The organism is Sulfitobacter sp., assembly GCF_036961165.1.
Lineage (GTDB): Bacteria > Pseudomonadota > Alphaproteobacteria > Rhodobacterales > Rhodobacteraceae > Sulfitobacter.
On sequence record NZ_JBALVJ010000003.1, the window covers coordinates 53650 to 74833 of the forward strand.

Here is a 21184-nt window from a genome sequence, read left to right on the forward strand (position 1 = left end):
GTCGGTGGGGCGTGAGAGATGCCAGCGCCTGCGGTCCGACCATGGCCTGATAGTATTAGAGTTTGGTTGATAGTTGCCTAGCTTCAAGTCTTTTTTGAAATAAAGTTGTCACATTTATTTTTGCGCGCCTTGAGTGGTGGTGTTTTCAGCGCAGCCTGAGTCGTCATGGCAACAGTTCAGTGGTTCCAGTAACAAATAGGGATGAACAAATTCTTTTAAAGGATTTGAGCATAACTTTTGCTTCAGGACTCGTTTGCAACGGTCATTAGAAGTCAAAATCGATCCTTGCGCCCGCGTAGCTCGGCGAAGACCTCTTTGTCTTCGGCTGCAAGCATACCCAACGCGCTGCGTATTTGTGGATCATGACTGCGAAGAAACGGGTTGGTAGCGCGCTCAAGCTCAAGTGTGGAGGGAACGGTGAAGCCGCCTTGCGCACGAATTTCCGCAATCTGAGCGGCGCGATCCTGAAGTGCTGCGTTGTCCGGATCAACTGACAGGGCGAATTTCGCGTTAGACGCGGTATATTCGTGGCCCGAGCAAATCAGTGTGTCATCAGGCCAGGCAGCCATCTTGGTCAGGCTCGCGTGCATTTGATCCGGCGTGCCCTCGAACAACCGTCCGCAGCCCAGTGCCATCAGGCTGTCAGCAGTAAAGGCTGCCTTCGCGGCGGGCGCGTAAAACGCTATATGGCCCACCGTATGTCCGGAGACATCAAGCACCTCTACTTCCGTATCGCCCAACGAAAAACGGTCGCCTTCGCTCAGTTGCACATCCAGATCGGGCAGGCGATGGGCATCAGCAGCTGCACCGTAAACGCGGGCCGGATAGTCGGGCAACAGATTGGGCAGGCCATCGACGTGGTCATAATGGTGGTGCGTCAGCCATATCTGGTCAAGATTCCAGCCACGTGCGGCCAGCTCTGCCTTGATTGGCGCCGCTTCGGGCACATCGATCAGCGCAACTTCGCCAGATTTTTTATCTTGTAGCAAGAACGCATAATTGTCTGACAAGCAGGCAATAGTCACAAGCATGTGTCGATCTGTCTCAAGGGTTTGCGAGGGCATGGGCAAGCGTCCTTTGCTGGAGTAGAGTGACACAAAATGGCGCAATGAGGGGCCCTGTCAATGCATCTTGATGTGCAGGATCTGCGCAACTTCTATTACCGCAGTGCGCTGGGCCGTGCTGCGCAAAAGTCCTTGCGCGGCCGGATGTTGGAGTTATGGCCCGAGGCGCAGGGACAAACGGTGGTGGGGTTCGGCTTTGCGGCGCCTTTGTTGCGGCCCTATCTGGCCGACGCACGGCGCGTGATTACGTTGATGCCGGGGCCGCAGGGCGTCATGCCGTGGCCTGCGGGAATGCCCAATACCTCTGTGCTGACGGAAGAAACGCTGTGGCCGATCGAGACCGGACATGTAGACAAGTTGGTGTTGCTGCACGGGCTCGAAACCTGCGAGCGTCCCTCGGACCTTTTGGAGGAATGCTGGCGCGTGCTGGGACCAGGGGGCAAAGCGCTGTTCATTGTGCCTAACCGTGCGGGGCTTTGGGCACGACGGGACCGCACGCCGTTCGGATATGGCAGGCCTTATTCACCGGGGCAGTTGGACGCGCAATTGCGCAAGCACCAATTCCTGCCCGAACGTCATGCGGGTGCGCTCTATCAGTTCCCGTCCGGTCAACGGATGTGGATGAAATCCGGCGGGATATTCGAGCGGGTAGGGCGCAACGTGCCCACCATCTTGGCAGGCGGCGCCTTCATGGTGGAAGCGACCAAGCTGGTCTATCCACCAAAAGGCCGCGTAGCGCGCAAACGCGTCCGCAACCCTATTGGCGTGATGGCACCGGAGGCCAAGCCGGTTTAGATTCCAGCGGAAAATCCGTAGCGTACAAAAAATAGGTGCCGCAGTTTCAAGCTTGGCAAAGGTGATATCTTCTGACGTGGTACCAGCAATCCCTTCGAGGCGGATGACGTCGGTCATCTGATCGCCGACAGCAATTGCAGTGAAGGTAAATTCAAGATCGGTGAACGCCCCTTCGGCATCCTGCTCAGGGCGAATGTCAGGGGGAAGTTGGCCGTGAAATCGCGATCATCTTCATTTCCGTAAACCGCTACGAATTCGCGGATGACCTGCGTAGGGTCCACGAAGATCTTATCTTCTCTTGCGGTGAAATCAGTGACAACTCCCATCAAGGCAAGATCGATACTGTCGCTGCTTGTTGCGTCTATTTCGACATCTTTGACGAGCAAGGTCTCATCCCCCGTCCCAGAGCGTTCCGGCTTGTGGCACTGTAAGTTCAAAATCACTTTTGGTCACGCCGGTGGCAGGTTTGAGCGAGATGGTTGCAAGTGTGGGGTCAATGTCCTCGGTAAAGCTGCCGTCAGCGGCATCGGTGATTTCGGCAACGCCGTGGTGAACACTACCTTCGCTGGCGGAGCCCGTATTGATCTGCAAGATATCGTTAAATAGATCGCCATTCAGCGTGTCGCCCAAACTGGCCACGCTCGCGGTTAGGGTGTCACGGCCATCCATCTCATTCAGAGTCGGCTCAATCAGCGCATCCAAATCATCTGCACCAGTCGTTCGGTTGGCGGATTGATCTATGTCCAGCAGTGCAGGGTTGGAATCTGTATCGATCGACGCGTCATCTTCGTTTGCGAAAAAAACGGGTAAAAACACAGTAACGCTGATCAGGGCTATGAACTCACTTTCAGACATAATTGATCCTCCACCATTGCGTTAACATTTGACACTGATCGTCGTCGATTCAACCTTGCTCGTTGAGAGCCATCTGGAATTGTAAAGTCTTGCCTTAATCCGAGACAAAAGGCCTCCAATGTCGGAATTGTTTGCCATAGCGACGGTAAATTGATGTTAACACTGATGCTCGGGGGGAGAGGCAGAATCGCGCAGAATTGATAGAAGTTGAGGTACCACACCAATTTTTGACGGTGGTCAAAAGGTCGCAAATTGGCCAAGTCCTTGAAAACAGGGAGCAGGAAGTGTACTGGTCCTCACTATACTATGTTGCGACATGAACAACGGTCTGCTACATCGCCTCTGATTTCACCGCTTGGCATCCTTGTCAGGCCGCGCCGACACACCTGTACCGCGATGACCGCGTGCAGGTGCGATTGTATGAGAGGATGGACGTGTCCGAACCAGCTTCGATCTCCACCGCTATCGCACATCGTTATGCGACAGCCGTATTTGAATTGGCCAAAGAGGCCAAAAAGGTTAAAGCCGTTGAGGCGGATTTGACCGTTTTGCATGATGCAATGACCACCAGCGATGATTTCCGTGCGTTGATCAGCTCTCCGATCTACACGCGTGATCAGCAGGGTGGTGCCATCACTGCGATTGCAAAAAAGATGAAATTGTCGCCCATGGTCGCCAACACGTTGGCACTTATGGCGCAAAAACGGCGCCTGTTTGTGTTGCCGCAGCTGGTCCAGAACCTGCGCGACATCATCGCCGAAGACAAAGGTGAAGTGACTGCGGACGTTATCTCCGCAAAAACACTGACCAAGACGCAGGCCGACAAACTGGCCGCGTCGCTCAAGAAGACAACGGGCAAGACCGTGACACTCCACCAAACCGTAGATGAGACTCTTATCGGCGGTTTGATCGTTAAAGTAGGCTCCAAGATGATCGACACGTCGATCCGCTCGAAGCTAAATTCCCTTCAGAATGTAATGAAAGAGGTCGGATAAATGGGTATCCAAGCTGCAGAGATTTCTGCGATCCTGAAAGACCAGATCAAGAATTTTGGTCAGGAAGCTGAAGTAGCCGAAGTAGGCCGCGTGCTTTCCGTTGGTGACGGTATCGCGCGCGTATACGGTTTGGACAATGTCCAAGCCGGCGAAATGGTTGAATTCCCCGGCGGTATTCAGGGTATGGCCCTGAACCTTGAATCGGACAACGTTGGTGTTGTTATCTTCGGTTCCGACCGTGACATCAAAGAAGGCGACACCGTTAAGCGCACAAACTCCATCGTGGACGTGCCAATCGGTGACGAACTGCTGGGTCGCGTTGTTGACGGTCTGGGTAACCCGATTGACGGCAAAGGCCCACTGGGCACCACCAAGCGTGGCCTCGCCGAAGTCAAAGCGCCGGGCATCATCCCGCGTAAATCCGTACACGAACCAATGGCAACCGGCCTGAAATCTGTGGATGCGATGATCCCTGTTGGCCGTGGCCAGCGCGAATTGATCATTGGTGACCGTCAGACCGGTAAAACAGCTGTCGCACTCGACGCGATGCTGAACCAGGCGCAGGTTAACAAAGCCGCAGGCGACGACGAGAGCAAAAAGATGTACTGCGTGTACGTCGCGATTGGTCAGAAGCGCTCCACAGTGGCACAGCTGGTTAAGAAGCTCGAAGAAACCGGTGCGATCGACTATTCCATCGTTGTGGCCGCGACAGCGTCCGAGCCTGCTCCGATGCAGTTCCTCGCGCCTTACTCTGCGACAGCCATGGCAGAGCACTTCCGCGACAACGGCCGTCACGCCCTGATCGTGTATGACGATCTTTCCAAGCAGGCTGTGTCTTACCGTCAGATGTCACTTCTGCTGCGTCGTCCGCCCGGGCGTGAAGCTTATCCTGGTGACGTTTTTTACCTCCACTCTCGTTTGCTTGAGCGTTCCGCGAAGCTGGGCGATGCAGCTGGTAACGGCTCCCTGACAGCTTTGCCGATCATTGAAACTCAAGGTGGTGACGTTTCCGCGTTTATTCCGACCAACGTGATTTCGATCACCGACGGTCAGATCTTCCTAGAGACCGAGCTGTTCTACCAGGGCATCCGTCCTGCTGTGAACACAGGTCTGTCGGTTTCCCGCGTTGGTTCCTCGGCCCAGACAAAAGCGATGTCTTCTGTTGCCGGTCCTGTGAAACTGTCCCTCGCTCAGTACCGCGAAATGGCAGCTTTTGCTCAGTTCGGTTCCGATCTTGACGCATCCACCCAGCAACTGCTGGCCCGTGGCGCGCGTCTGACAGAGCTGATGAAGCAGGCACAGTACAACCCGCTGACAAACGCCGAAATCGTCTGCGTCATCTATGCAGGTACGAACGGTTACTTGGACAAAGTAGATGTAAAAGAGGTTGGCCGTTACGAGGCTGGTCTGCTTAAGCACCTGCGCGGCAAAAACGCCGACCTTCTGGAAGATATCACCAACAACGACCGCAAGGTTAAAGGTGAACTGGAAGATAAAATCAAAGCGGCTCTCGACGCGTTCGCTGCTGACTTTGCTTAAGGAGAGATAGGCAATGCCCAATCTCAAGGACCTTAAAAACCGGATCGCGAGTGTGAAAAACACCCGTAAGATCACGAAGGCCATGCAAATGGTTGCCGCGGCGAAGCTTCGCCGCGCGCAGGAAGCGGCCGAAGCGTCCCGTCCTTACACGGAGCGTTTCAATGCGGTAATGGCGTCGCTTGCGGCGTCCGTAGGTGGATCTGATTCCGCGCCCAAACTGCTGAGCGGTACGGGCAAGGATGACGTTCATCTGCTGATCGTTATGACAGCCGAGAAAGGCCTTTGCGGTGGCTTCAATGGCAACATCGCCAAAAGGGCCCGTGCACATGCGCAAAAGCTGATTGCCGAAGGTAAAGAGGTGAAAATCCTGACCGTTGGCAAGAAGGGCCGGGACCAGCTTAAGCGGGACCTGTCCAAGCATTTCGTAGGGCACATCGATCTGACCGAGGTCAAGCGTATCGGCTATACCGATGCGCAGGGCATCGCGAAGGATGTGCTGATCCGCTTCGACGAAGGCGAATATGACGTCGCAACGATGTTCTATGCAGAGTTTGTCAACGTGGTCACCCAGATCCCGACAGCGCTGCAGATCATTCCGGCGAAGTTCGAAGCAGCTGAGGGCGGTGCGCCCGAGACGCTGTTCGACTACGAGCCTTCCGAAGAGGCGATCCTCGCCGACCTTCTGCCGCGTGGTGTGGCAACGGCCATCTTCTCGGCTCTGTTGGAAAACGGTGCCTCCGAGCAGGGGGCGCGGATGTCCGCCATGGACAACGCGACGCGTAACGCGGGAGATATGATCGATGATCTCACGATCGTCTATAACCGCTCACGTCAGGCCGTCATCACCAACGAACTGATCGAAATCATTTCCGGCGCGGAAGCGCTGTAAGATATTGGAGTAACACGACATGGCACAAGCAGTCGGCAAAATCACCCAAGTCATCGGCGCGGTCGTTGACGTCCAGTTCGAGGATAATCTGCCACAGATTCTCAACGCTCTGACAACTGAAAACAACGGCAAGAAGCTGATCCTCGAAGTGGCGCAGCACCTTGGCGAAAACACGGTCCGCACCATTGCGATGGACGCGACCGAAGGTCTGGTGCGCGGTCAGCGCGTGACTGACAACGGCGCACCGATCACTATCCCTGTGGGCAACGCCACATTGGGCCGCATCTTGAACGTCGTGGGTGAGCCTATTGACGAAAAAGGCCCGGTTGAAGCGACCGAATATCGCTCGATCCACGCCGACGCGCCTGCGTTCGCGGAGCAGGCAACCACATCCGTGGTTCTGGAAACAGGCATCAAAGTTATCGACCTTCTGGCGCCCTACGCCAAGGGTGGTAAAATTGGTCTGTTCGGGGGTGCCGGCGTTGGTAAAACCGTTCTGATCATGGAACTGATCAACAACATCGCCAAAGTGCACTCCGGCTACTCCGTTTTTGCGGGTGTGGGCGAGCGTACGCGTGAAGGGAATGACCTTTATCACGAGATGATCGAATCCAACGTTATCGTTCCCGATAACCTCGCAGAGTCCAAAGTGGCGCTAGTCTATGGCCAGATGAACGAGCCTCCAGGTGCGCGTATGCGCGTCGCCCTGACGGGTCTGACACTGGCCGAGCAGTTCCGTGACCAGTCCGGTACAGATGTTTTGTTCTTTGTGGACAACATCTTCCGCTTCACACAGGCTGGTTCCGAAGTGTCCGCTCTGCTGGGTCGTATCCCGTCTGCGGTTGGCTACCAGCCGACACTGGCCACCGATATGGGCCAGATGCAGGAGCGTATTACCTCCACGAAGTCCGGTTCCATCACCTCCGTTCAGGCCGTTTACGTTCCTGCGGATGACTTGACCGACCCTGCACCAGCGACATCCTTTGCGCACCTCGACGCGACAACAGTTCTGGACCGCTCGATCTCGGAAAAAGGCATCTATCCTGCGGTTGATCCGCTGGGCTCCACGTCGCGTCTGCTCGATCCACTGGTTATCGGTGAAGAGCACTACAAAGTTGCGACAGACGTTCAGCAGATTCTTCAGCGCTACAAATCCTTGCAGGACATCATTGCCATTCTTGGCATGGATGAACTGTCAGAGGACGACAAGCTGACCGTGGCCCGCGCACGTAAGATTGAGCGCTTCCTGTCCCAGCCGTTTGACGTTGCGAAGGTCTTTACCGGCGCAGACGGTAAGCAGGTGCCACTGGCCGAGACTGTTGCCTCGTTCAAGGCGGTTGTTGCTGGCGAGTATGACCACCTTCCAGAAGGTGCGTTCTACATGGTAGGCGGCATTGAAGAAGTGAAGGCGAAAGCCGAGAAAATGGCGGCTGAAGCTGCTGCTTAAGGGGGCTCTGTAATGGCAGACACGATGCAATTCGATCTGGTGTCACCTGAGCGGCGCCTTGCCTCGGCTCAAGTAGCTTCGGTGCAGATTCCGGGGACGGATGGCGACATGACGGCAATGCCGGATCATGCGCCAACCATCACCACTCTGCGTCCGGGCATCCTGACCGTGGATGGTCCTGACGGCCATTCCCAGTACGTTGTGACCGGCGGCTTCGCCGAGATCACAGCGAAGGGTGTGTCAGTTCTGGCAGAGCGCGCTCTCGCCAGAGAAGACATGACCCAAGAGACTATGGACGAGATCATGAAAGAAGCCAAAAACACCTACTCCAAGGTGAAAGAGGAATTCGAAAATGAACCTGGTCCTGTGGATGATGCAGCCAAGCTGCTGTCGGACATGGTCGCGATGGGTGAGCATATGGGCCTGACCGCCAAGGAATGACCCTTTCCTAGAGACTTTAAGAGGCTCCGCCATAAGGCGGGGCCTTTTGCGTTTCACAGTGCAGAAATTTTACCATAAATTAGATGTAGTTCCGTTGCGATCACCACCACAGGAAAGCTCATTATGAAAAAATTGCGTAGTCTTATTGTTGGCGTGGACAGTGGCGACGAGGTCTTGTTCGAAGATTTTGAGGACGGCGGTGAGATGTGGACCGGCCGCGGCCAGCGCGAGCGGCGTCGGCGGATCAAGTTTTCCGAGAAATACCTCAGCGAACCAACCGTGCAGCTCTCCATCTCTCTGTGGGATATGGATGCAGGCTCGGTTCTGCGCGCGGATGTTACGGCTGAGGCGGTGACTGAAAAGGGATTTGATATGGTGTTTCGCACATGGGGCGACACCAAGGTTGCCCGTGTTCGCATTGCTTGGACGGCATTCGGCGAGCTTGAAGATGCTGATGCCTGGGACGTCGGCTAACGGGCTCCCTTGGAAGAGAGCCCGCATAAATATCGTTTAAGATAAAGCTTTAGAAGTGTGTACAAGATCAGTCTGACGTGTACATGCCATCGTAGATCGGGCCGAGCGTGTCCTGCTCGAACAGGGATGACACTGATGTGCCGTTCCAGATGTTCAGGATCGCCTGAGCAAAGATTGGTGCGGTTGGCACGATGCGGATGTTCGCGGCCTTTTTGATCGCGTCAGTAGGCTGGATGCTATCGGTGATGACCAAAGACTTCATCACTGAGTTGGTGACGCGCTCTACGGCGGGCCCGGACATCACGCCGTGGCTGATATAGGCGTGTACTTCCTTGGCGCCGTTTTCCATCAATAGTTCGGCAGCTTTGCAAAGCGTCCCTGCGGTATCGCAGATGTCATCAACGATAATGCAAGTTTTACCTTTCACATCGCCAATCACAGTCATTTCAGAGATTTCGCCGGCCTTTTCGCGGCGTTTGTCCACGATAGCGAGCGGAGCATTGAGGCGTTTGGCCAATTCGCGTGCGCGTGCCACGCCACCCACATCTGGAGAGATGATCAGCAGATCTTCCATCTGATCTTTAAATGCATGTTTGATATCAAGCGCAAAGACTGGAGATGCATAGAGGTTGTCGACTGGAATATCGAAGAAGCCTTGGATCTGGGCGGCGTGCAGATCCATCGTCAAGATCCGTTCAATGCCCGTGCCTACCAGCATGTTGGCGACCAGCTTGGCCGTGATCGGCGTGCGCGCTTTTGTGCGCCGGTCCTGACGGGCATAGCCAAAGTAGGGCAGAACCGCTGTAACCCGTTGGGCAGAGGACCGGCGCAGCGCGTCGGCCATGATCAGCAGTTCCATCAGGTTGTCATTGGCGGGGTTTGATGTCGACTGGATAATGAACATGTCCTCGCCGCGGACATTTTCGAACACTTCCACGAAAATCTCACCGTCGTTGAACCGTTCGACCCGTGCATCAACCAATCCGACGTTGACCCCCCGGTGGAGCGACATCCGCCGCGCAATGGCTTTCGCAAGCGGCATGTTGGCATTGCCGGAAATCAGCTTTGGCTCTGGGGTGCTTCGCATGAGGGGGGGTGCTCCGTGGCAGCGGTTTTACAGAATCGTTACGTTGAACCCCGATTAACATGTGCCTAGGGTCAGGCAAAGCCGACACACCACCTAGGAGGTCCAAATGGCCCATATAGATTATTATTTTGCGACGCTATCTCCCTATTGCTACCTCGCTGGGACCCGATTGGAAGAGGTTGCTGAAAAACATGGCGCAACGATCGCCTATAAGCCTTTTGATCTGGGGCAGGCTTTTGGCCGGACGGGAGGCTTACCTCCCAAGGATCGCCATATCAGCAGGATCGAATACCGTGCGCAGGAACTGCCGCGTCAGGCGAAAAAGCTTTGTTTGCCGTTTAGTATCAAGCCTGCGCATTGGCCAACCAACGGCGCACCAGCGGCCTATGCATTTATCGCTGCGCAAAACGCAGGCGGCGGTGATCTGGGGCTGCTTGCTCATATCATTACGCGTGCCGTCTGGGCCGAAGATAAAGATATCGCACAAGATGATGTCATCCGCGCATGCCTGACAGAGGCGGGATTTGACCCTGCTTTGTCCGACAGCGACCTGTTGCAAGGTGCCGAGACTTATAGCCGCAACCTAGAAGATGCTGTTGCAGGCGGTGTGTTCGGCGCCCCGTTCTACATCATCGACGACCAACGGTTCTGGGGGCAGGACCGGATTGCTGATCTGGACCTCTATCTGCAGGGCAAGCTGTGACACTTCATACACATACCCACCTCTACGAGGGTGCCTCGCGGCGCGCCTTGGCTATCCATTGTACGCTCAGCCATAGTGGCGCATGGCGCGGTGTCGCAGCGGCGCTGAAAGATGATCTAAGCCTGCTGGCTTATGATCTACCCAGCCACGGGAAATCCGGCGTCTGGGACCGGACAGGCAACGTGCATGACATCGCCACCGCCATGGGCCGCGCTTTGATAGAAGAGCCAATGGACCTGATCGGCCATTCATTTGGCGCAACGGTCGCCTTGCGCCTGGCGGTCGAAAACCCAGAATTGGTCCGGAGTTTGACGCTTATTGAACCGGTGTTCTTCGCCGTTGCAGCAGCGGATGAACCTGGGTTCATCCAAGAATACAAGCGCGGCAATGCAGAGATGGACGCGGCATTTGCCTCAGGTGACGAACGTGAAGCGGCGCGCGTTTTCAACCGTGGCTGGGGGGGCGGAACGCCGTGGGACGAATTGCCAGAGCGGCTGCGTGAGCATTTGACCCGTTTGGTGCATTTTGTGCCTGCCAGTTCCGAATTCCTATTCAAGGACAGCGCGGGCATGTTGGCTCCAGGACGTCTGGCGCAGGCCACCATGCCGACGCTGCTGCTTGAGGGCGATCAATCACCGGCGCTTAGTGCAAAGGTCAACATTGCGCTCCAGAAACGTCTGCCAGACGCGGAGCGCGTGGTGATCAAAGGGGTAGGGCACATGCTGCCCGTGACCCATCCCGAAACTGTAGTGGAGCCGATCCGCGCGCTTTTGGCGCGCAGCTGAAATCAGAAATGGCTCAGGAATTGGTCGATGAGCGCATCGGTCATCGACCAGTCACACACAAGGCGCGCGGCGAGCATTTCATCGCCGTCGACTAACGCGACATCGCCATCCAGCACATAGTATTTCGCGCCGCTGGCGTGAAGCTGCTGGTGGACGCTGCGAGGGAAGCGGGCGAAGATCATATTCGCCTGCGGCTCGTGGATCATCTCGGCCCCGTTGGCGCGCAGACCTGCTGCGAGGCGGGCGCAGGCAGCATTAGCGCTGCGCGCCATCTCCCGCCACAGATCGTCTTGCAGGTAGCCTGCCATCTGCGCCGAAAGATAGCGATGCTTGGAAAACAGATGCGCGCCCCGTTTGCGGCGCAGCTCGAACTCCCATGCTTCCGCTTCGTCAAAAAAGACGACTGCTTCGACACCCATACAGCCGTTCTTGGTGCCGCCGAAGCTCACCACGTCAACGCCAGACTTCCACGTCATCTCGGCTGCCGTGCAATCAAGCGCGACCGCAGCATTGGCAAAGCGCGCGCCATCTAGATGCACGGGCAGCCCTGCATCCTTGGCAATGGCTGTCAGGGCGCGAAGTTCTTGAAGTGAATGGACCGAACCGAACTCGGTCACTTGAGTGATAGAGACAGGACCCGCCTGCGCCATGTGGACGTTGTCCGCAGGGCGGCGGGCGATGGCAGCGGCCAAGCCTTCCGGTGTCATCTTGTTGTCGGTGGGGATGAGCGTGAGCTTTGCGCCGCCCGCATAGAACTCGGGTGCGTTGCACTCGTCTTCTTCGATATGGCTGTACTGGGCGCAGAAAATTGTCTGCCACGGCTGGGTGTAGCACGCCAATGCCAGTGAGTTGGCAGCGGTGCCTGTTGCCACAAGATAGACGGCCGCGTTAGGCGCCTCGAAGGTCTTGCGAATGCCCTCGCGAACTTCCTCCATGATCTCGTCTTTGCCGTAAGGCATGGCGTAGCCAGAGTTCGCCTCCATCATGCGCTGCATGATTTTGGGGTGAACAGGGCCAGAATTGTCAGAGGCGAAAAACATTACAGAGGCTCCTCAATGATGTGGTCTTCCCAGTCTTCAAACGCGGTTTCCCATTCGCTGACCGTACGGCCGCGCATGGAAACACCAGCTTTGTGTACGCTTTCAGCGGTGCCTGTGATCAGCGGGTGCCACTCGGGCAGCGGTTCGCCTTTCCACAGAAGGCGATAGGCGCAGGTATGGGGCATCCAATAGGCGTGATCGTCGATGTTTTCTGGTGTCATGACGATGCAATCAGGCACAAATTGATGGCGAATTTCGTATTGCGCGCAGCGGCAGGTCGCGTCATCCAACAGGCGACAGGCCACGTTGGTCAATGCAACTTCACCTGTGTCTTCATCTTCGAGCTTGTTCAGACAGCATTTGCCGCAGCCGTCACACAGCGCTTCCCATTCCTTCGTATTCATGGATTTAAGTGACTTGCGCTCCCAAAAGCGGTTGCCAAGGCCGTTGCGGTCGATCGGATCGCTCATACTGCCGCCAGAATGGCACGGGCGCGCAGGCTGTCGGCGTCCATCTGGGTGATCAGCGCCTCCAGACTGTCGAATTTCTCTTCTCCGCGCAGGTGTTCAACCAGCGCCACGGAAAGGGGGGTGCCGTAGAGGTCCCCTTTGAAATCGAAAATGAAGGACTCAAGATTTGGTTTGTTCTCACCAAACATCGGTCGCACGCCCATCGAGGCAACGCCGTGGTAGCTGCCTACGTGCGCGCCTTCCAGCACATCCACCAGCACGGCATAGACACCGAAAGCGGGCGGGTGCAGCCCGTCGATGGACATATTGGCGGTAGGATAGCCCAGCTCGCGGCCGCGCTGTTCACCGCCGATGACAGGGCCTTCAATTCGGTGCCAGTGGCCCAGCATTGCGGCCGCGTCACGCGGGCGCGCCTCGGATAGTGCGCGGCGGATAGCGGTGGAGGAAACTGTTTGTTCGGACTGCGCCATCAGCGGCGCGATGGTGACGCCAAAGCCAAGCTGATCGCCAAAGCTTTGTAGGTCTGCTGCGGTGCCAGCGCGGCCTTTGCCAAAACAAAAATCAGCGCCCACCACCACATGCCGCAGGCCAAGGCCACGGTGCAGAATCTTGTCGGCAAACTCAAACGGGGTGAGCGAGGCAAGCGCAGTGTTGAACGGCAACTGATACAGCTTTTCCACACCAACCTTGGCAAGGCGCGAAGCGCGGGCTGCGCTGCTCATTAACCGGAAGGGCGGGGCCTCGGGTGCGAAGTAGGCGCGCGGATGCGGTTCGAACGTCACGATGCCAAGAGGGGCGTCTGGGGCGGCGTCGCGCGCCATCTCGATCACCGAGCGGTGGCCAAGGTGTACCCCATCAAAGTTACCAATCGCGGCGGTGGCGCCACGATCTGTCTCTTCTACGAACTGATAGTCAGAAATGATCCGCATGGGCCTTGAGTAGCGGCCTGTGCGGATGCGTGCAAGGTCAGTCGAACTTGCGTGACGGTGCAAGAACAGTGGCTTCGCCCACCAGCACCTTTTTTCCGTCAACGGAGCAGTGGCAATCCATCTTTACGATACGTTTGGCGGGATCGATGTCCGTGACCTTCACCTCGGCGTAGACGGTATCACCTGGCCGCACAGGGCGCAGGAACTTCATCGTTTGCCCCAGATAGACCGTGCCGTGGCCGGGCAACTGCTCTCCGATTACTGCAGAGATCAGGCCGGCCGTTAGCATGCCATGGGCAATACGGCCCTGAAAGATGGTGTCCTGCGCATAATCATCGTCAAGGTGCACGGGGTTACGGTCGGTCGAGATCGTGGCAAACATTTCGATATCTTCGTCCGTCACCTGTTTGCGCAGATAACGGAACATGCCGATTTCGATGTCTTCGATAACGATGGTGCCGCGCGGAAGATTGTCCAACATGCTTGCCCTCTCGGTAATAAAAGTTCGAGGGCTGCGCCCTTTTCGCAACTTAATTACTTTGCAGGTGCAGAAATGCAAGGAAAAAGTTAGTCAGCGCAAGTGACCTATCGTGAAGGTCGGATCTTTTTTTTCCGTTTTAAGGTAGGCGGTTAGTGCCTGTTCATCCGGTTGGATGACAGTTTTCGTCTCACCTGCTGCCAGCCCGCCGGAGATGAAAAGCGAATCAATGCCCTCATCAATGGCGCCCTTAACGTCGGTTATAATGCCATCTCCGATGGCGAGAATGCGGTCATCAGCGATCGTGTTGCCGAGCTTGTGCAGGCGCCGACGGGCCAGATCATAGATCGGCGCGTGGGGCTTGCCAAAATACAGGCTCTCACCGCCCATCTCGGTGTACATCTTAGCAACGGCGCCGGCGCACCATTCACGGACGTCGCCACGGTCGACTACGATGTCTGGGTTGGCGCAGAGCAGCTCAAGACCGCGTGCAAGCGCCTTTTCCAGATCGGGGCGCCATGTCTCGGGCTCGGCTTGTTCGTTGAAGGGACCCGTGCACACAATGCCGGTCGCTTCTTCGAGTGGGACGCGCGTTATTTCGACAGGATTTTCCAGAATATCCAGCGGATCGAAGAAGCGGCTGTCGGTGACTGGGCCATAGTGCCAGACCTGCGTGCCAACCACACCGCGATACATGGCCGAGCGCGCAGAATCGCCTGAGGTTGCAATCGCGTCATAGGCGTCTTCGGGGACGCCGAAGTGGGCAAGCTGTTTGGTTACCCCTGCGCGTGAGCGCGGTGAGTTGGTGACCAGAATGATTTTTCCACCAATCTTGCGATACTCCTGCAAGGCGGCGACAGCGCTGGGGATCGCCCTGACCCCGTTATGAACACAGCCCCACAAATCCACGAAAAGGGCATCATATGATGCGGAGACTTCGGAAAGGGCGTTGATGATGCGGGTCATAAGGATGGCTCCTGTCAGCTGGTTTATGTCCCAGATACCGGAGCATTGCAGGGATGCAAAGAGGCGTGACTGGCCTGGTGCGGGCCAAGAAAAAGGCCCCCTTGTTGCCAAGGGAGCCCTGATACGGATTAGGTCAGTCTGAAAGGTCAGACCTTGAGGTTCGGGATGATCTGTTTTTTGCGGCTCATGATGCCGGGCAGAACCACTGTATCGCCTGAGACTGTCGCGCCGAATGATTTCTCGGCAACGGATTTGCTCAACTCGTTGGGGATCAACATGGTTGCTTCTTCGTTCAGGATATCCACGACAAAAAGCAGCACCTGATCGGCGCCGTCTGCTTCGGCCACGCCGGGCATAGCGGCCATCAGCGCGTCTTTGCGGTCCAGCACGGACGCAGGTGACGTTGTCTCAAGAACGGAGACGCGGAACTGCTTGCCACCGACTTCGTATTCCTTGCTGTCCATCCGCAGAAGCTCTGCTTCGGAGAAGGAAGACACGTCGGATTTTGCCGCAAACATCTGCGCGGCATATGTCGGGATGTCGATGCTCAGGCTCTCGGCCAGTGACCATGCGATGGCTTTGTCTTCCTGCGTGGTGGTGGGGGAGCGGAATTCGAGCGTGTCAGACAGGATGCACGTCAGCATCGCGCCTTTGATCTCGGATGGCATCTGGGCCATGTCTTTGCCGATGATCTTCCACATGATTGTGGCGGTACAGGCAAGTGGTTCCATCACGATGTGAATGGGGCCCTTTGTCTCAAGGCCGCCGACCAGTTTGTGGTGGTCGATGATGGCGCGGATGTCGGCATTGTTGATGTTGGCGGGTAGTTCTGCAGGGTTGTTTGTGTCGACGATAACAACCGGCTGGTCATCGGCCACATCAGAAATGATTTCCGGTTTGTCCAATTTCCAGTGGTCCAGCATAAACAGCGCTTCGGTATTTGGCTCACCGAGAAGCGCGGGCTTGGCCTCTACACCCATGATTTCGTTCAGGTACCACGCCCAGATGATCGGGCTGCCTGTGCTGTCGGTGTCGGGGGATTTATGGCCAAAAACGAGAGTAGTCATCATGTGCTCCTGCAGGGGAATAAGGCGATTTCCGCGCCTTATAGCAGGATCACGCATGGTGTCACGGGGGGACGAATCTTTAAGTATGAGCTGTTCACAGGCTTTCTGCTATCGCTGGCGCGGCTAGAGCCCGAGGGAGGCTCGCAGTTTGCGGGTCAATCCTGCTGCCACCATATCGTAGGAAGCGCGGATGTGATCGCGCAAGCTATCGTCCGACAGGCCGGGTTTTTCGAACTGCTGTATCCATTTCAAACCACGAGAGGCCATATATGGGGTAGGGCGCAGGCCCGGACTGTCTGACAGTATCTCAAAAGCCATATGGGATGTCTTGAAGGTGACGGTGTCGCCAGTTTGACCCAGCCCGATGATGGCAAAGACCTTGCCGCCGATCTTGTAGACATTTGCATTACCCCATTGAACCACAAGGGTGGCGTGGGGCAGGGCGGCACAGAATGCGGTCAATTCTTCACGGGTCATACAGGCAGATTAGGGGGTCGCGGGCGGTTTGGGAATGATGATAACGTTGCGCGCATGAGCACCCGCGAAACCGATCTATACCCTCCTGTAAAATCCTTTCTGGAGGATCAGGGATATGTCGTGAAAGCAGAGGTCGGCGCGGCCGATGTTGTCGCGGTGCGCGGTGCAGAGCCGCCAATCGTCGTAGAGCTCAAGCTGGGGTTTTCGCTGGCGCTGTTTCATCAGTGTGTAGAGCGGCTGAAGGTCAGCGATGAGGTCTATCTTGCTGTAGCGCATAAGCCGGGCAAGGCCTTTTATAAGGCGGTCAAGTCGAATACTGCGCTCGCTCGCCGCTTGGGGTTGGGGCTGATGACGGTGCGGATCGAAGACGGGCTGGTGTCTGTGCATTGCGATCCCGGGCCCTACGCGCCACGTAAGAATGCCAAGCGCAAGGCGACATTGCTGCGTGAATTTGCGCGTCGGCAGGGAGACCCGAATGACGGCGGCCAGACGCGCGCAGGGCTGGTCACGGCATACCGCCAAGATGCGGTTAGACTGGCAGTTTATCTCTTTGAAGTAGGGGCCAGCAAGGGCGCGGATGTCGCGCGCGAGACGAGCGTCAAACGTGCGACTGCCATGATGCGCGACAACCACTACGGCTGGTTTGAAAAAGTCGAAAAAGGCATTTATGGCCTGACCCCTGTGGGGGCCGACGCCGTTGCAGTGGCCTCTCGGGTGCTGGGCGCGAACTGAGCGCTGCAAGTCGCGTTGGAATTTTAATTTCATGGTTGTTGACTCGCTTACGGAGCATGCCTAAGTACAACTCGTTAGCACTCGACCAAGGTGAGTGATAACGGCCGGCTGCTTCGGGTGAAGGGCTGGTCCTATGAGATAACTTTGAGCATCAAGGAGCTACAAAGATGGCATTAACACCACTTCACGACCGCGTGCTGGTTAAGCGCACAGAGGGCGAAGATAAAACCGCAGGCGGGCTGTATATTCCCGAGAGCGCAAAAGAAAAGCCTTCCGAAGGTGAAGTTGTTTCTGTGGGCGAAGGCGCACGCAAGGACAACGGCGAACTGATCGCACCAGCGGTAAAAGCGGGCGACCGTATTCTGTTCGGCAAATGGTCCGGCACAGAAGTCACCGTCGACGGCGAAGAAATGCTGATGATGAAAGAAAGCGACATCATGGGGATCCTGTCCTGATCACAGGACGGGCGGGCTGCATAGCCCCCACATGACACGCCGACCATCAACCCAATTTAGGAGACTTTGAATATGTCTGCAAAAGACGTCAAATTCGGTACCGAAGCGCGCAACAAGATGCTTAAGGGTGTAAACATCCTGGCAGACGCCGTTAAGGTAACACTCGGCCCCAAAGGCCGTAACGTGGTTCTGGACAAATCGTTCGGCGCCCCACGCATCACCAAAGACGGTGTATCTGTTGCCAAAGAAATCGAACTGGAAGACAAGTTCGAAAACATGGGCGCACAGATGGTTAAGGAAGTTGCTTCCCGCACCAACGACGAAGCAGGCGACGGTACAACAACAGCAACTGTTTTGGCTCAGGCCATCGTTCGCGAAGGCATGAAATCAGTTGCAGCGGGCATGAACCCTATGGATCTGAAGCGCGGCATCGACATGGCAACCACAGCCGTTGTTGCAGCGATCATCGCAGCAGCGCGCCCTGTCTCCGACAGCGACGAAGTTGCTCAGGTTGGCACAATCTCCGCCAACGGCGAAGCGGAAATCGGTCGTCAGATCGCAGACGCGATGCAAAAAGTCGGCAACGAAGGTGTTATCACCGTTGAAGAAAACAAAGGTCTGGAAACGGAAACCGATGTTGTTGAAGGCATGCAGTTCGACCGCGGTTACCTGTCCCCTTACTTCGTCACCAACTCTGACAAGATGACTGTTGAGCTGGAAGACTGCATCATTCTGTTGCACGAGAAGAAGCTTTCTTCCCTGCAGCCAATGGTTCCCCTGCTCGAGCAGGTTATCCAGTCTCAGAAGCCACTGCTGATCATCTCCGAAGATGTTGAAGGCGAAGCGCTTGCAACACTTGTTGTGAACAAACTGCGCGGCGGCCTGAAAATTGCTGCGGTTAAAGCACCTGGTTTCGGCGATCGCCGCAAAGCCATGCTGCAAGACCTTGCAGTTCTGACCGGCGGTCAAGTGATCTCCGAAGATCTGGGCATGAAGCTTGAGTCCGTTACAATGGACATGCTGGGTTCCGCCAAGAAAATCTCGATCACCAAAGACACAACAACAATCGTTGAGGGCGGCGGCGAGAAGGCCGAGATCGAAGCGCGCGTTGCCCAGATCCGTAACCAGATCGAAGAAACAACATCCGACTACGACAAAGAGAAACTGCAAGAGCGCGTAGCCAAACTGGCTGGTGGTGTTGCTGTGATCCGCGTTGGTGGTATGTCCGAAGTAGAAGTCAAAGAGCGTAAAGACCGCGTTGACGATGCACTGAACGCGACACGCGCTGCTGTTCAGGAAGGTATCGTCGTTGGCGGTGGTGTTGCTCTGATCCAGGCCGGCAAGGTTCTGAAAGATCTCAAAGGTGCAAACTCCGATCAGGATGTTGGTATTTCAATCATCCGTAAGGCAATCGAAGCGCCTCTGCGCCAGATCGCTGAAAACTCCGGTGTTGACGGTTCCGTTGTTGCGGGCAAAATCCGCGAGAGCGACGACGTCACTTTCGGCTTCAACGCACAGACTGAAGAATATGGCGACATGTTCAAGTTTGGTGTTATTGACCCGGCCAAAGTTGTCCGCACAGCGCTGCAAGACGCGGCATCTGTTGCAGGCTTGTTGATCACAACCGAAGCAATGGTTGCTGATCGTCCATCCAAAGACGGCGCCGGTGGCGGCATGCCGGACATGGGCGGAATGGGCGGCATGGGCGGCATGATGTAAACACATCAGCTTAGCTGATGTGATGCACCCTCGCTGAATGGTTCCTTCGGAGACTGTCATGTGGGGGACGCTACTCACCGATCAAATCCAAATGCAAAGGGCCCCTCGTGGGCCCTTTGTTACGTCTGGGCGCAGGCTTCTATCTTGATGCCGTTAACCGCGGATAAACGCCTCACTTGGTATCTATTGGGTAAATAACCGAGAAAGGTACCATCTCATGCGCACAGCGAGCCTTGCTCAAGCGGCCCCGTTGGAGGGACCGGAAAATGAAACACAGGATATCGACGATTTCATCTATCTGATGAGCCATGATGTCAGAGCGTCGGTGCGTGCGCTGCTGGAACTGCCTCAGTGGATTGCGGACGACCTTCTTGAGGCAGGTATAGAAGTGACCGGACCGGTTGCTAACTCCATCAATATGATGAACCGCCATACGGCCCGGCTTGACCGGATGCTGATGGATTTGCTGGCTTATTCGCGCATCGGGCGCATGCAGGATGTGATCCGTGTAGACCTTGCCGCTGCATTGGAGGACGTCATGATGGGCCTCAAGTTGCCCGATGGGATTAAACTTGGTCACAAGCTGGATAGTCAGCAGGTGGTGATGGGGGAGCAGGACTCACTCTTGATGCTGAGCGCGTTGGTCGGGAATGCGGTCAAACATCATCATACCGGTAGCGGAGAGGTGCATGTCACCACCCGCCGCGAAGGGGAAATGATCCGTATTACAGTGTGTGATGATGGCCCAGGCATCCCCGCGCGGTTCCACTCAAAAGCGTTGTCTGCGATGACCACGCTTCGGCCGCGCGACGAGGTGGAGGGGACCGGCATGGGGTTGGCGAACGTTCGAAAAATTGCCGAGCACTATGGCGGCAGGATCACCCTGTCAGAGATATCGGCAGAGGGTGGCGGTCTTCGTGTGGACGTGCTGATCCCTCATGGCGAGCCGATCGATCAGTCTGATATAAGCCGCTAATTTGCCAGGAATTCGCGGCGAATGCGCTGCAAATAGCACGCGTTCATCGGGCGCGTGTTGATCCTTTCATAGCACTCCCCGAAGTATCCTGCGGTAGGTGGGTATCATTGGGAGAGTTTAAATCGTGTCATTACCAGTGGAAGTTCTTGGCCCCGAAGAGCGGTATTATCCGAATGCTATTAAAACCCTTTTGCTGGACGACAGCAGGTTTGACCGGGCGCGCATCCGCCGGATGAGCCGGGAAACTCAGCTGATGCTCGATCTTAAAGAAGTGTGTGATATCCCCGAACTGAAAGCAGCAGTTGCGGCGGCGGCCTTTGACCTTATCCTGATGGATTATCGGTTACCGCAAGGCGACGGGTTAGATGTGCTTTCTCATATCCAGAATAGCCAGCTCAACAGGGGTGCGGCAACCATTATGATCACTGGCGACGGCGATATGGAGACTGCGGTGACCGCAATGCGGAACGGCTGCCACGATTTTCTGACAAAAGACACTATGACGCCGGACCAGCTTCGATTCGCGATGGTCGGGGCGATGGAGTCGGCGCGGCCCAACGGGATGCGGCCGCGCAAACCGCGCACCAGCGTGAGGTGATCTGCCAAGGCCTTACCGCCGCTTTGCAAGACCGTGAGGTGCAAGGCACGGTGGTTGCCCTGTTCAAAGACCAGTTTGATCAGGCAATGGCCAAACAACAAACACCGTGGGCGATGCAGGACCACAGTGAGCTTGATGTGTTGCTTGCCGGCCTTGAAGATGACGATGAATTTATCTTTCGTTAACCGTCTGGCTTGAATGCG

The 21184-nt window shown here is 56.1% G+C and carries 26 protein-coding genes; 15 read left to right on the forward strand and 11 right to left on the reverse strand.

The annotated features are described in order from the left end of the window. Nucleotides 1-272 precede the first annotated feature (272 nt). Entirely contained in the window at nucleotides 273-1064 is a 792-nt protein-coding gene (gene gloB / locus V7730_RS02695; protein WP_335746047.1) for a hydroxyacylglutathione hydrolase, read from the reverse strand. Nucleotides 1065-1124: 60 nt separating this feature from the next. Between gloB and V7730_RS02700 the strand changes: the two genes are divergently transcribed. Beyond that, entirely contained in the window at nucleotides 1125-1859 is a 735-nt protein-coding gene (locus tag V7730_RS02700; RefSeq protein WP_335746048.1) for a methyltransferase domain-containing protein, read from the forward strand. Nucleotides 1860-1972: 113 nt separating this feature from the next. Here the strand turns inward: V7730_RS02700 and V7730_RS02705 are convergent, their stop codons facing one another. Both V7730_RS02705 and V7730_RS02710 read right to left on the reverse strand, forming a co-directional pair. Then, nucleotides 1973-2245 carry a hypothetical protein gene (locus V7730_RS02705; RefSeq protein WP_335746049.1) on the reverse strand — a complete coding sequence of 91 codons (273 nt, stop codon included), beginning with the start codon at nucleotides 2243-2245 and terminating at the stop codon, nucleotides 1973-1975. A 4-nt stretch (nucleotides 2246-2249) separates the two neighbouring features. Next, nucleotides 2250-2714 carry a hypothetical protein gene (locus tag V7730_RS02710; RefSeq protein ID WP_335746050.1) on the reverse strand — a complete coding sequence of 155 codons (465 nt, stop codon included), beginning with the start codon at nucleotides 2712-2714 and terminating at the stop codon, nucleotides 2250-2252. 434 nt (nucleotides 2715-3148) lie between these two features. Here V7730_RS02710 and V7730_RS02715 point away from each other — a divergent pair, with 434 nt between their 5' ends. The 6 genes from V7730_RS02715 to V7730_RS02740 all read left to right on the forward strand — a co-directional run bounded on the left by V7730_RS02715 (nucleotide 3149) and on the right by V7730_RS02740 (nucleotide 8499). Beyond that, nucleotides 3149-3709, forward strand: coding sequence for a F0F1 ATP synthase subunit delta (locus V7730_RS02715; protein ID WP_335746051.1), 561 nt, complete (start codon nucleotides 3149-3151; stop codon nucleotides 3707-3709). Beyond that, nucleotides 3710-5248 carry a F0F1 ATP synthase subunit alpha gene (atpA, locus tag V7730_RS02720; RefSeq protein WP_335746052.1) on the forward strand — a complete coding sequence of 513 codons (1539 nt, stop codon included), beginning with the start codon at nucleotides 3710-3712 and terminating at the stop codon, nucleotides 5246-5248. A 13-nt stretch (nucleotides 5249-5261) separates the two neighbouring features. Further along, nucleotides 5262-6137, forward strand: a complete 876-nt coding sequence (locus tag V7730_RS02725) for a F0F1 ATP synthase subunit gamma (RefSeq protein ID WP_335746053.1) — start codon at nucleotides 5262-5264, stop codon at nucleotides 6135-6137. A 19-nt stretch (nucleotides 6138-6156) separates the two neighbouring features. Then, the gene (gene atpD / locus V7730_RS02730) at nucleotides 6157-7584 is read left to right on the forward strand and encodes a F0F1 ATP synthase subunit beta (RefSeq protein ID WP_335746054.1); all 1428 of its coding nucleotides are present in this window, start codon (nucleotides 6157-6159) and stop codon (nucleotides 7582-7584) included. 12 nt (nucleotides 7585-7596) lie between these two features. After that, nucleotides 7597-8025, forward strand: coding sequence for a F0F1 ATP synthase subunit epsilon (locus V7730_RS02735; protein WP_335746055.1), 429 nt, complete (start codon nucleotides 7597-7599; stop codon nucleotides 8023-8025). Between the two features lie 123 nt (nucleotides 8026-8148). Then, the gene (locus V7730_RS02740) at nucleotides 8149-8499 is read left to right on the forward strand and encodes an H-type lectin domain-containing protein (RefSeq protein ID WP_335746056.1); all 351 of its coding nucleotides are present in this window, start codon (nucleotides 8149-8151) and stop codon (nucleotides 8497-8499) included. Between the two features lie 67 nt (nucleotides 8500-8566). On the opposite strand, the gene V7730_RS02745 is transcribed toward V7730_RS02740, so the two are convergent. Continuing rightward, on the reverse strand, nucleotides 8567-9586 hold the full coding sequence (locus V7730_RS02745; RefSeq protein WP_335746057.1) for a ribose-phosphate pyrophosphokinase: 1020 nt from the start codon (nucleotides 9584-9586) through the stop codon (nucleotides 8567-8569). A gap of 106 nt (nucleotides 9587-9692) precedes the next feature. Here V7730_RS02745 and V7730_RS02750 point away from each other — a divergent pair, with 106 nt between their 5' ends. Next, the gene (locus V7730_RS02750; RefSeq protein WP_335746058.1) at nucleotides 9693-10289 is read left to right on the forward strand and encodes a 2-hydroxychromene-2-carboxylate isomerase; all 597 of its coding nucleotides are present in this window, start codon (nucleotides 9693-9695) and stop codon (nucleotides 10287-10289) included. Next, nucleotides 10286-11074, forward strand: a complete 789-nt coding sequence (locus tag V7730_RS02755) for an alpha/beta fold hydrolase (RefSeq protein ID WP_335746059.1) — start codon at nucleotides 10286-10288, stop codon at nucleotides 11072-11074. Before V7730_RS02750 ends, V7730_RS02755 begins: the two co-directional genes overlap by 4 nt. 2 nt (nucleotides 11075-11076) lie before the next feature. On the opposite strand, the gene V7730_RS02760 is transcribed toward V7730_RS02755, so the two are convergent. The 7 genes from V7730_RS02760 to V7730_RS02790 all read right to left on the reverse strand — a co-directional run bounded on the left by V7730_RS02760 (nucleotide 11077) and on the right by V7730_RS02790 (nucleotide 16501). Beyond that, nucleotides 11077-12114, reverse strand: a complete 1038-nt coding sequence (locus V7730_RS02760) for a threonine aldolase family protein (protein WP_335746060.1) — start codon at nucleotides 12112-12114, stop codon at nucleotides 11077-11079. Continuing rightward, the gene (locus V7730_RS02765; RefSeq protein ID WP_335746061.1) at nucleotides 12114-12584 is read right to left on the reverse strand and encodes a YcgN family cysteine cluster protein; all 471 of its coding nucleotides are present in this window, start codon (nucleotides 12582-12584) and stop codon (nucleotides 12114-12116) included. Before V7730_RS02765 ends, V7730_RS02760 begins: the two co-directional genes overlap by 1 nt. Continuing rightward, a complete protein-coding gene (locus V7730_RS02770; protein ID WP_335746062.1) occupies nucleotides 12581-13513 on the reverse strand; it encodes a bifunctional riboflavin kinase/FAD synthetase in 933 nt (310 codons plus the stop codon). Before V7730_RS02770 ends, V7730_RS02765 begins: the two co-directional genes overlap by 4 nt. A 37-nt stretch (nucleotides 13514-13550) precedes the next feature. After that, entirely contained in the window at nucleotides 13551-13994 is a 444-nt protein-coding gene (locus V7730_RS02775; protein ID WP_298858094.1) for a MaoC family dehydratase, read from the reverse strand. Nucleotides 13995-14084: 90 nt separating this feature from the next. Further along, entirely contained in the window at nucleotides 14085-14957 is an 873-nt protein-coding gene (locus tag V7730_RS02780; protein ID WP_335746063.1) for a TIGR01459 family HAD-type hydrolase, read from the reverse strand. Between the two features lie 146 nt (nucleotides 14958-15103). Further along, complete coding sequence (locus V7730_RS02785; protein ID WP_335746064.1) at nucleotides 15104-16024, reverse strand: manganese-dependent inorganic pyrophosphatase; 921 nt, start codon at nucleotides 16022-16024, stop codon at nucleotides 15104-15106. Between the two features lie 123 nt (nucleotides 16025-16147). Beyond that, on the reverse strand, nucleotides 16148-16501 hold the full coding sequence (locus V7730_RS02790) for an MmcQ/YjbR family DNA-binding protein (RefSeq protein WP_335746065.1): 354 nt from the start codon (nucleotides 16499-16501) through the stop codon (nucleotides 16148-16150). A gap of 54 nt (nucleotides 16502-16555) precedes the next feature. Between V7730_RS02790 and V7730_RS02795 the strand changes: the two genes are divergently transcribed. The 6 genes from V7730_RS02795 (at nucleotide 16556) to V7730_RS02820 (ending at nucleotide 21166) form a co-directional block, all read left to right on the forward strand. Then, nucleotides 16556-17233, forward strand: a complete 678-nt coding sequence (locus tag V7730_RS02795; protein WP_335746066.1) for a DUF2161 domain-containing phosphodiesterase — start codon at nucleotides 16556-16558, stop codon at nucleotides 17231-17233. Nucleotides 17234-17400: 167 nt separating this feature from the next. Then, the gene (locus V7730_RS02800; protein ID WP_335746067.1) at nucleotides 17401-17688 is read left to right on the forward strand and encodes a co-chaperone GroES; all 288 of its coding nucleotides are present in this window, start codon (nucleotides 17401-17403) and stop codon (nucleotides 17686-17688) included. A gap of 72 nt (nucleotides 17689-17760) precedes the next feature. Next, nucleotides 17761-19407, forward strand: coding sequence for a chaperonin GroEL (groL, locus tag V7730_RS02805; RefSeq protein WP_335746068.1), 1647 nt, complete (start codon nucleotides 17761-17763; stop codon nucleotides 19405-19407). Nucleotides 19408-19624: 217 nt separating this feature from the next. Then, nucleotides 19625-20383, forward strand: coding sequence for a sensor histidine kinase (locus tag V7730_RS02810; RefSeq protein WP_335746069.1), 759 nt, complete (start codon nucleotides 19625-19627; stop codon nucleotides 20381-20383). A gap of 124 nt (nucleotides 20384-20507) precedes the next feature. Further along, a complete protein-coding gene (locus V7730_RS02815) occupies nucleotides 20508-20981 on the forward strand; it encodes a response regulator (RefSeq protein WP_335746070.1) in 474 nt (157 codons plus the stop codon). Then, the gene (locus V7730_RS02820; protein ID WP_335746071.1) at nucleotides 20978-21166 is read left to right on the forward strand and encodes a hypothetical protein; all 189 of its coding nucleotides are present in this window, start codon (nucleotides 20978-20980) and stop codon (nucleotides 21164-21166) included. Before V7730_RS02815 ends, V7730_RS02820 begins: the two co-directional genes overlap by 4 nt. Nucleotides 21167-21184 lie beyond the last annotated feature (18 nt).

Excerpts from the sequence above, each read along its gene's own strand:
- gloB (WP_335746047.1), bottom strand. The coding sequence starts at position 1,064 with ATGCCCTCGCAAACCCTTGAGACAGATCGACACATGCTTGTGACTATT.
- V7730_RS02700 (WP_335746048.1), top strand. The coding sequence starts at position 1,125 with ATGCATCTTGATGTGCAGGATCTGCGCAACTTCTATTACCGCAGTGCG.
- V7730_RS02710 (WP_335746050.1), bottom strand. The coding sequence starts at position 2,714 with ATGTCTGAAAGTGAGTTCATAGCCCTGATCAGCGTTACTGTGTTTTTA.
- atpA (WP_335746052.1), top strand. The coding sequence starts at position 3,710 with ATGGGTATCCAAGCTGCAGAGATTTCTGCGATCCTGAAAGACCAGATC.
- V7730_RS02725 (WP_335746053.1), top strand. The coding sequence starts at position 5,262 with ATGCCCAATCTCAAGGACCTTAAAAACCGGATCGCGAGTGTGAAAAAC.
- atpD (WP_335746054.1), top strand. The coding sequence starts at position 6,157 with ATGGCACAAGCAGTCGGCAAAATCACCCAAGTCATCGGCGCGGTCGTT.
- V7730_RS02735 (WP_335746055.1), top strand. The coding sequence starts at position 7,597 with ATGGCAGACACGATGCAATTCGATCTGGTGTCACCTGAGCGGCGCCTT.
- V7730_RS02740 (WP_335746056.1), top strand. The coding sequence starts at position 8,149 with ATGAAAAAATTGCGTAGTCTTATTGTTGGCGTGGACAGTGGCGACGAG.
- V7730_RS02745 (WP_335746057.1), bottom strand. The coding sequence starts at position 9,586 with ATGCGAAGCACCCCAGAGCCAAAGCTGATTTCCGGCAATGCCAACATG.
- V7730_RS02750 (WP_335746058.1), top strand. The coding sequence starts at position 9,693 with ATGGCCCATATAGATTATTATTTTGCGACGCTATCTCCCTATTGCTAC.
- V7730_RS02760 (WP_335746060.1), bottom strand. The coding sequence starts at position 12,114 with ATGTTTTTCGCCTCTGACAATTCTGGCCCTGTTCACCCCAAAATCATG.
- V7730_RS02765 (WP_335746061.1), bottom strand. The coding sequence starts at position 12,584 with ATGAGCGATCCGATCGACCGCAACGGCCTTGGCAACCGCTTTTGGGAG.
- V7730_RS02770 (WP_335746062.1), bottom strand. The coding sequence starts at position 13,513 with ATGCGGATCATTTCTGACTATCAGTTCGTAGAAGAGACAGATCGTGGC.
- V7730_RS02775 (WP_298858094.1), bottom strand. The coding sequence starts at position 13,994 with ATGTTGGACAATCTTCCGCGCGGCACCATCGTTATCGAAGACATCGAA.
- V7730_RS02780 (WP_335746063.1), bottom strand. The coding sequence starts at position 14,957 with ATGACCCGCATCATCAACGCCCTTTCCGAAGTCTCCGCATCATATGAT.
- V7730_RS02785 (WP_335746064.1), bottom strand. The coding sequence starts at position 16,024 with ATGACTACTCTCGTTTTTGGCCATAAATCCCCCGACACCGACAGCACA.
- V7730_RS02790 (WP_335746065.1), bottom strand. The coding sequence starts at position 16,501 with ATGACCCGTGAAGAATTGACCGCATTCTGTGCCGCCCTGCCCCACGCC.
- V7730_RS02795 (WP_335746066.1), top strand. The coding sequence starts at position 16,556 with ATGAGCACCCGCGAAACCGATCTATACCCTCCTGTAAAATCCTTTCTG.
- V7730_RS02800 (WP_335746067.1), top strand. The coding sequence starts at position 17,401 with ATGGCATTAACACCACTTCACGACCGCGTGCTGGTTAAGCGCACAGAG.
- groL (WP_335746068.1), top strand. The coding sequence starts at position 17,761 with ATGTCTGCAAAAGACGTCAAATTCGGTACCGAAGCGCGCAACAAGATG.
- V7730_RS02810 (WP_335746069.1), top strand. The coding sequence starts at position 19,625 with ATGCGCACAGCGAGCCTTGCTCAAGCGGCCCCGTTGGAGGGACCGGAA.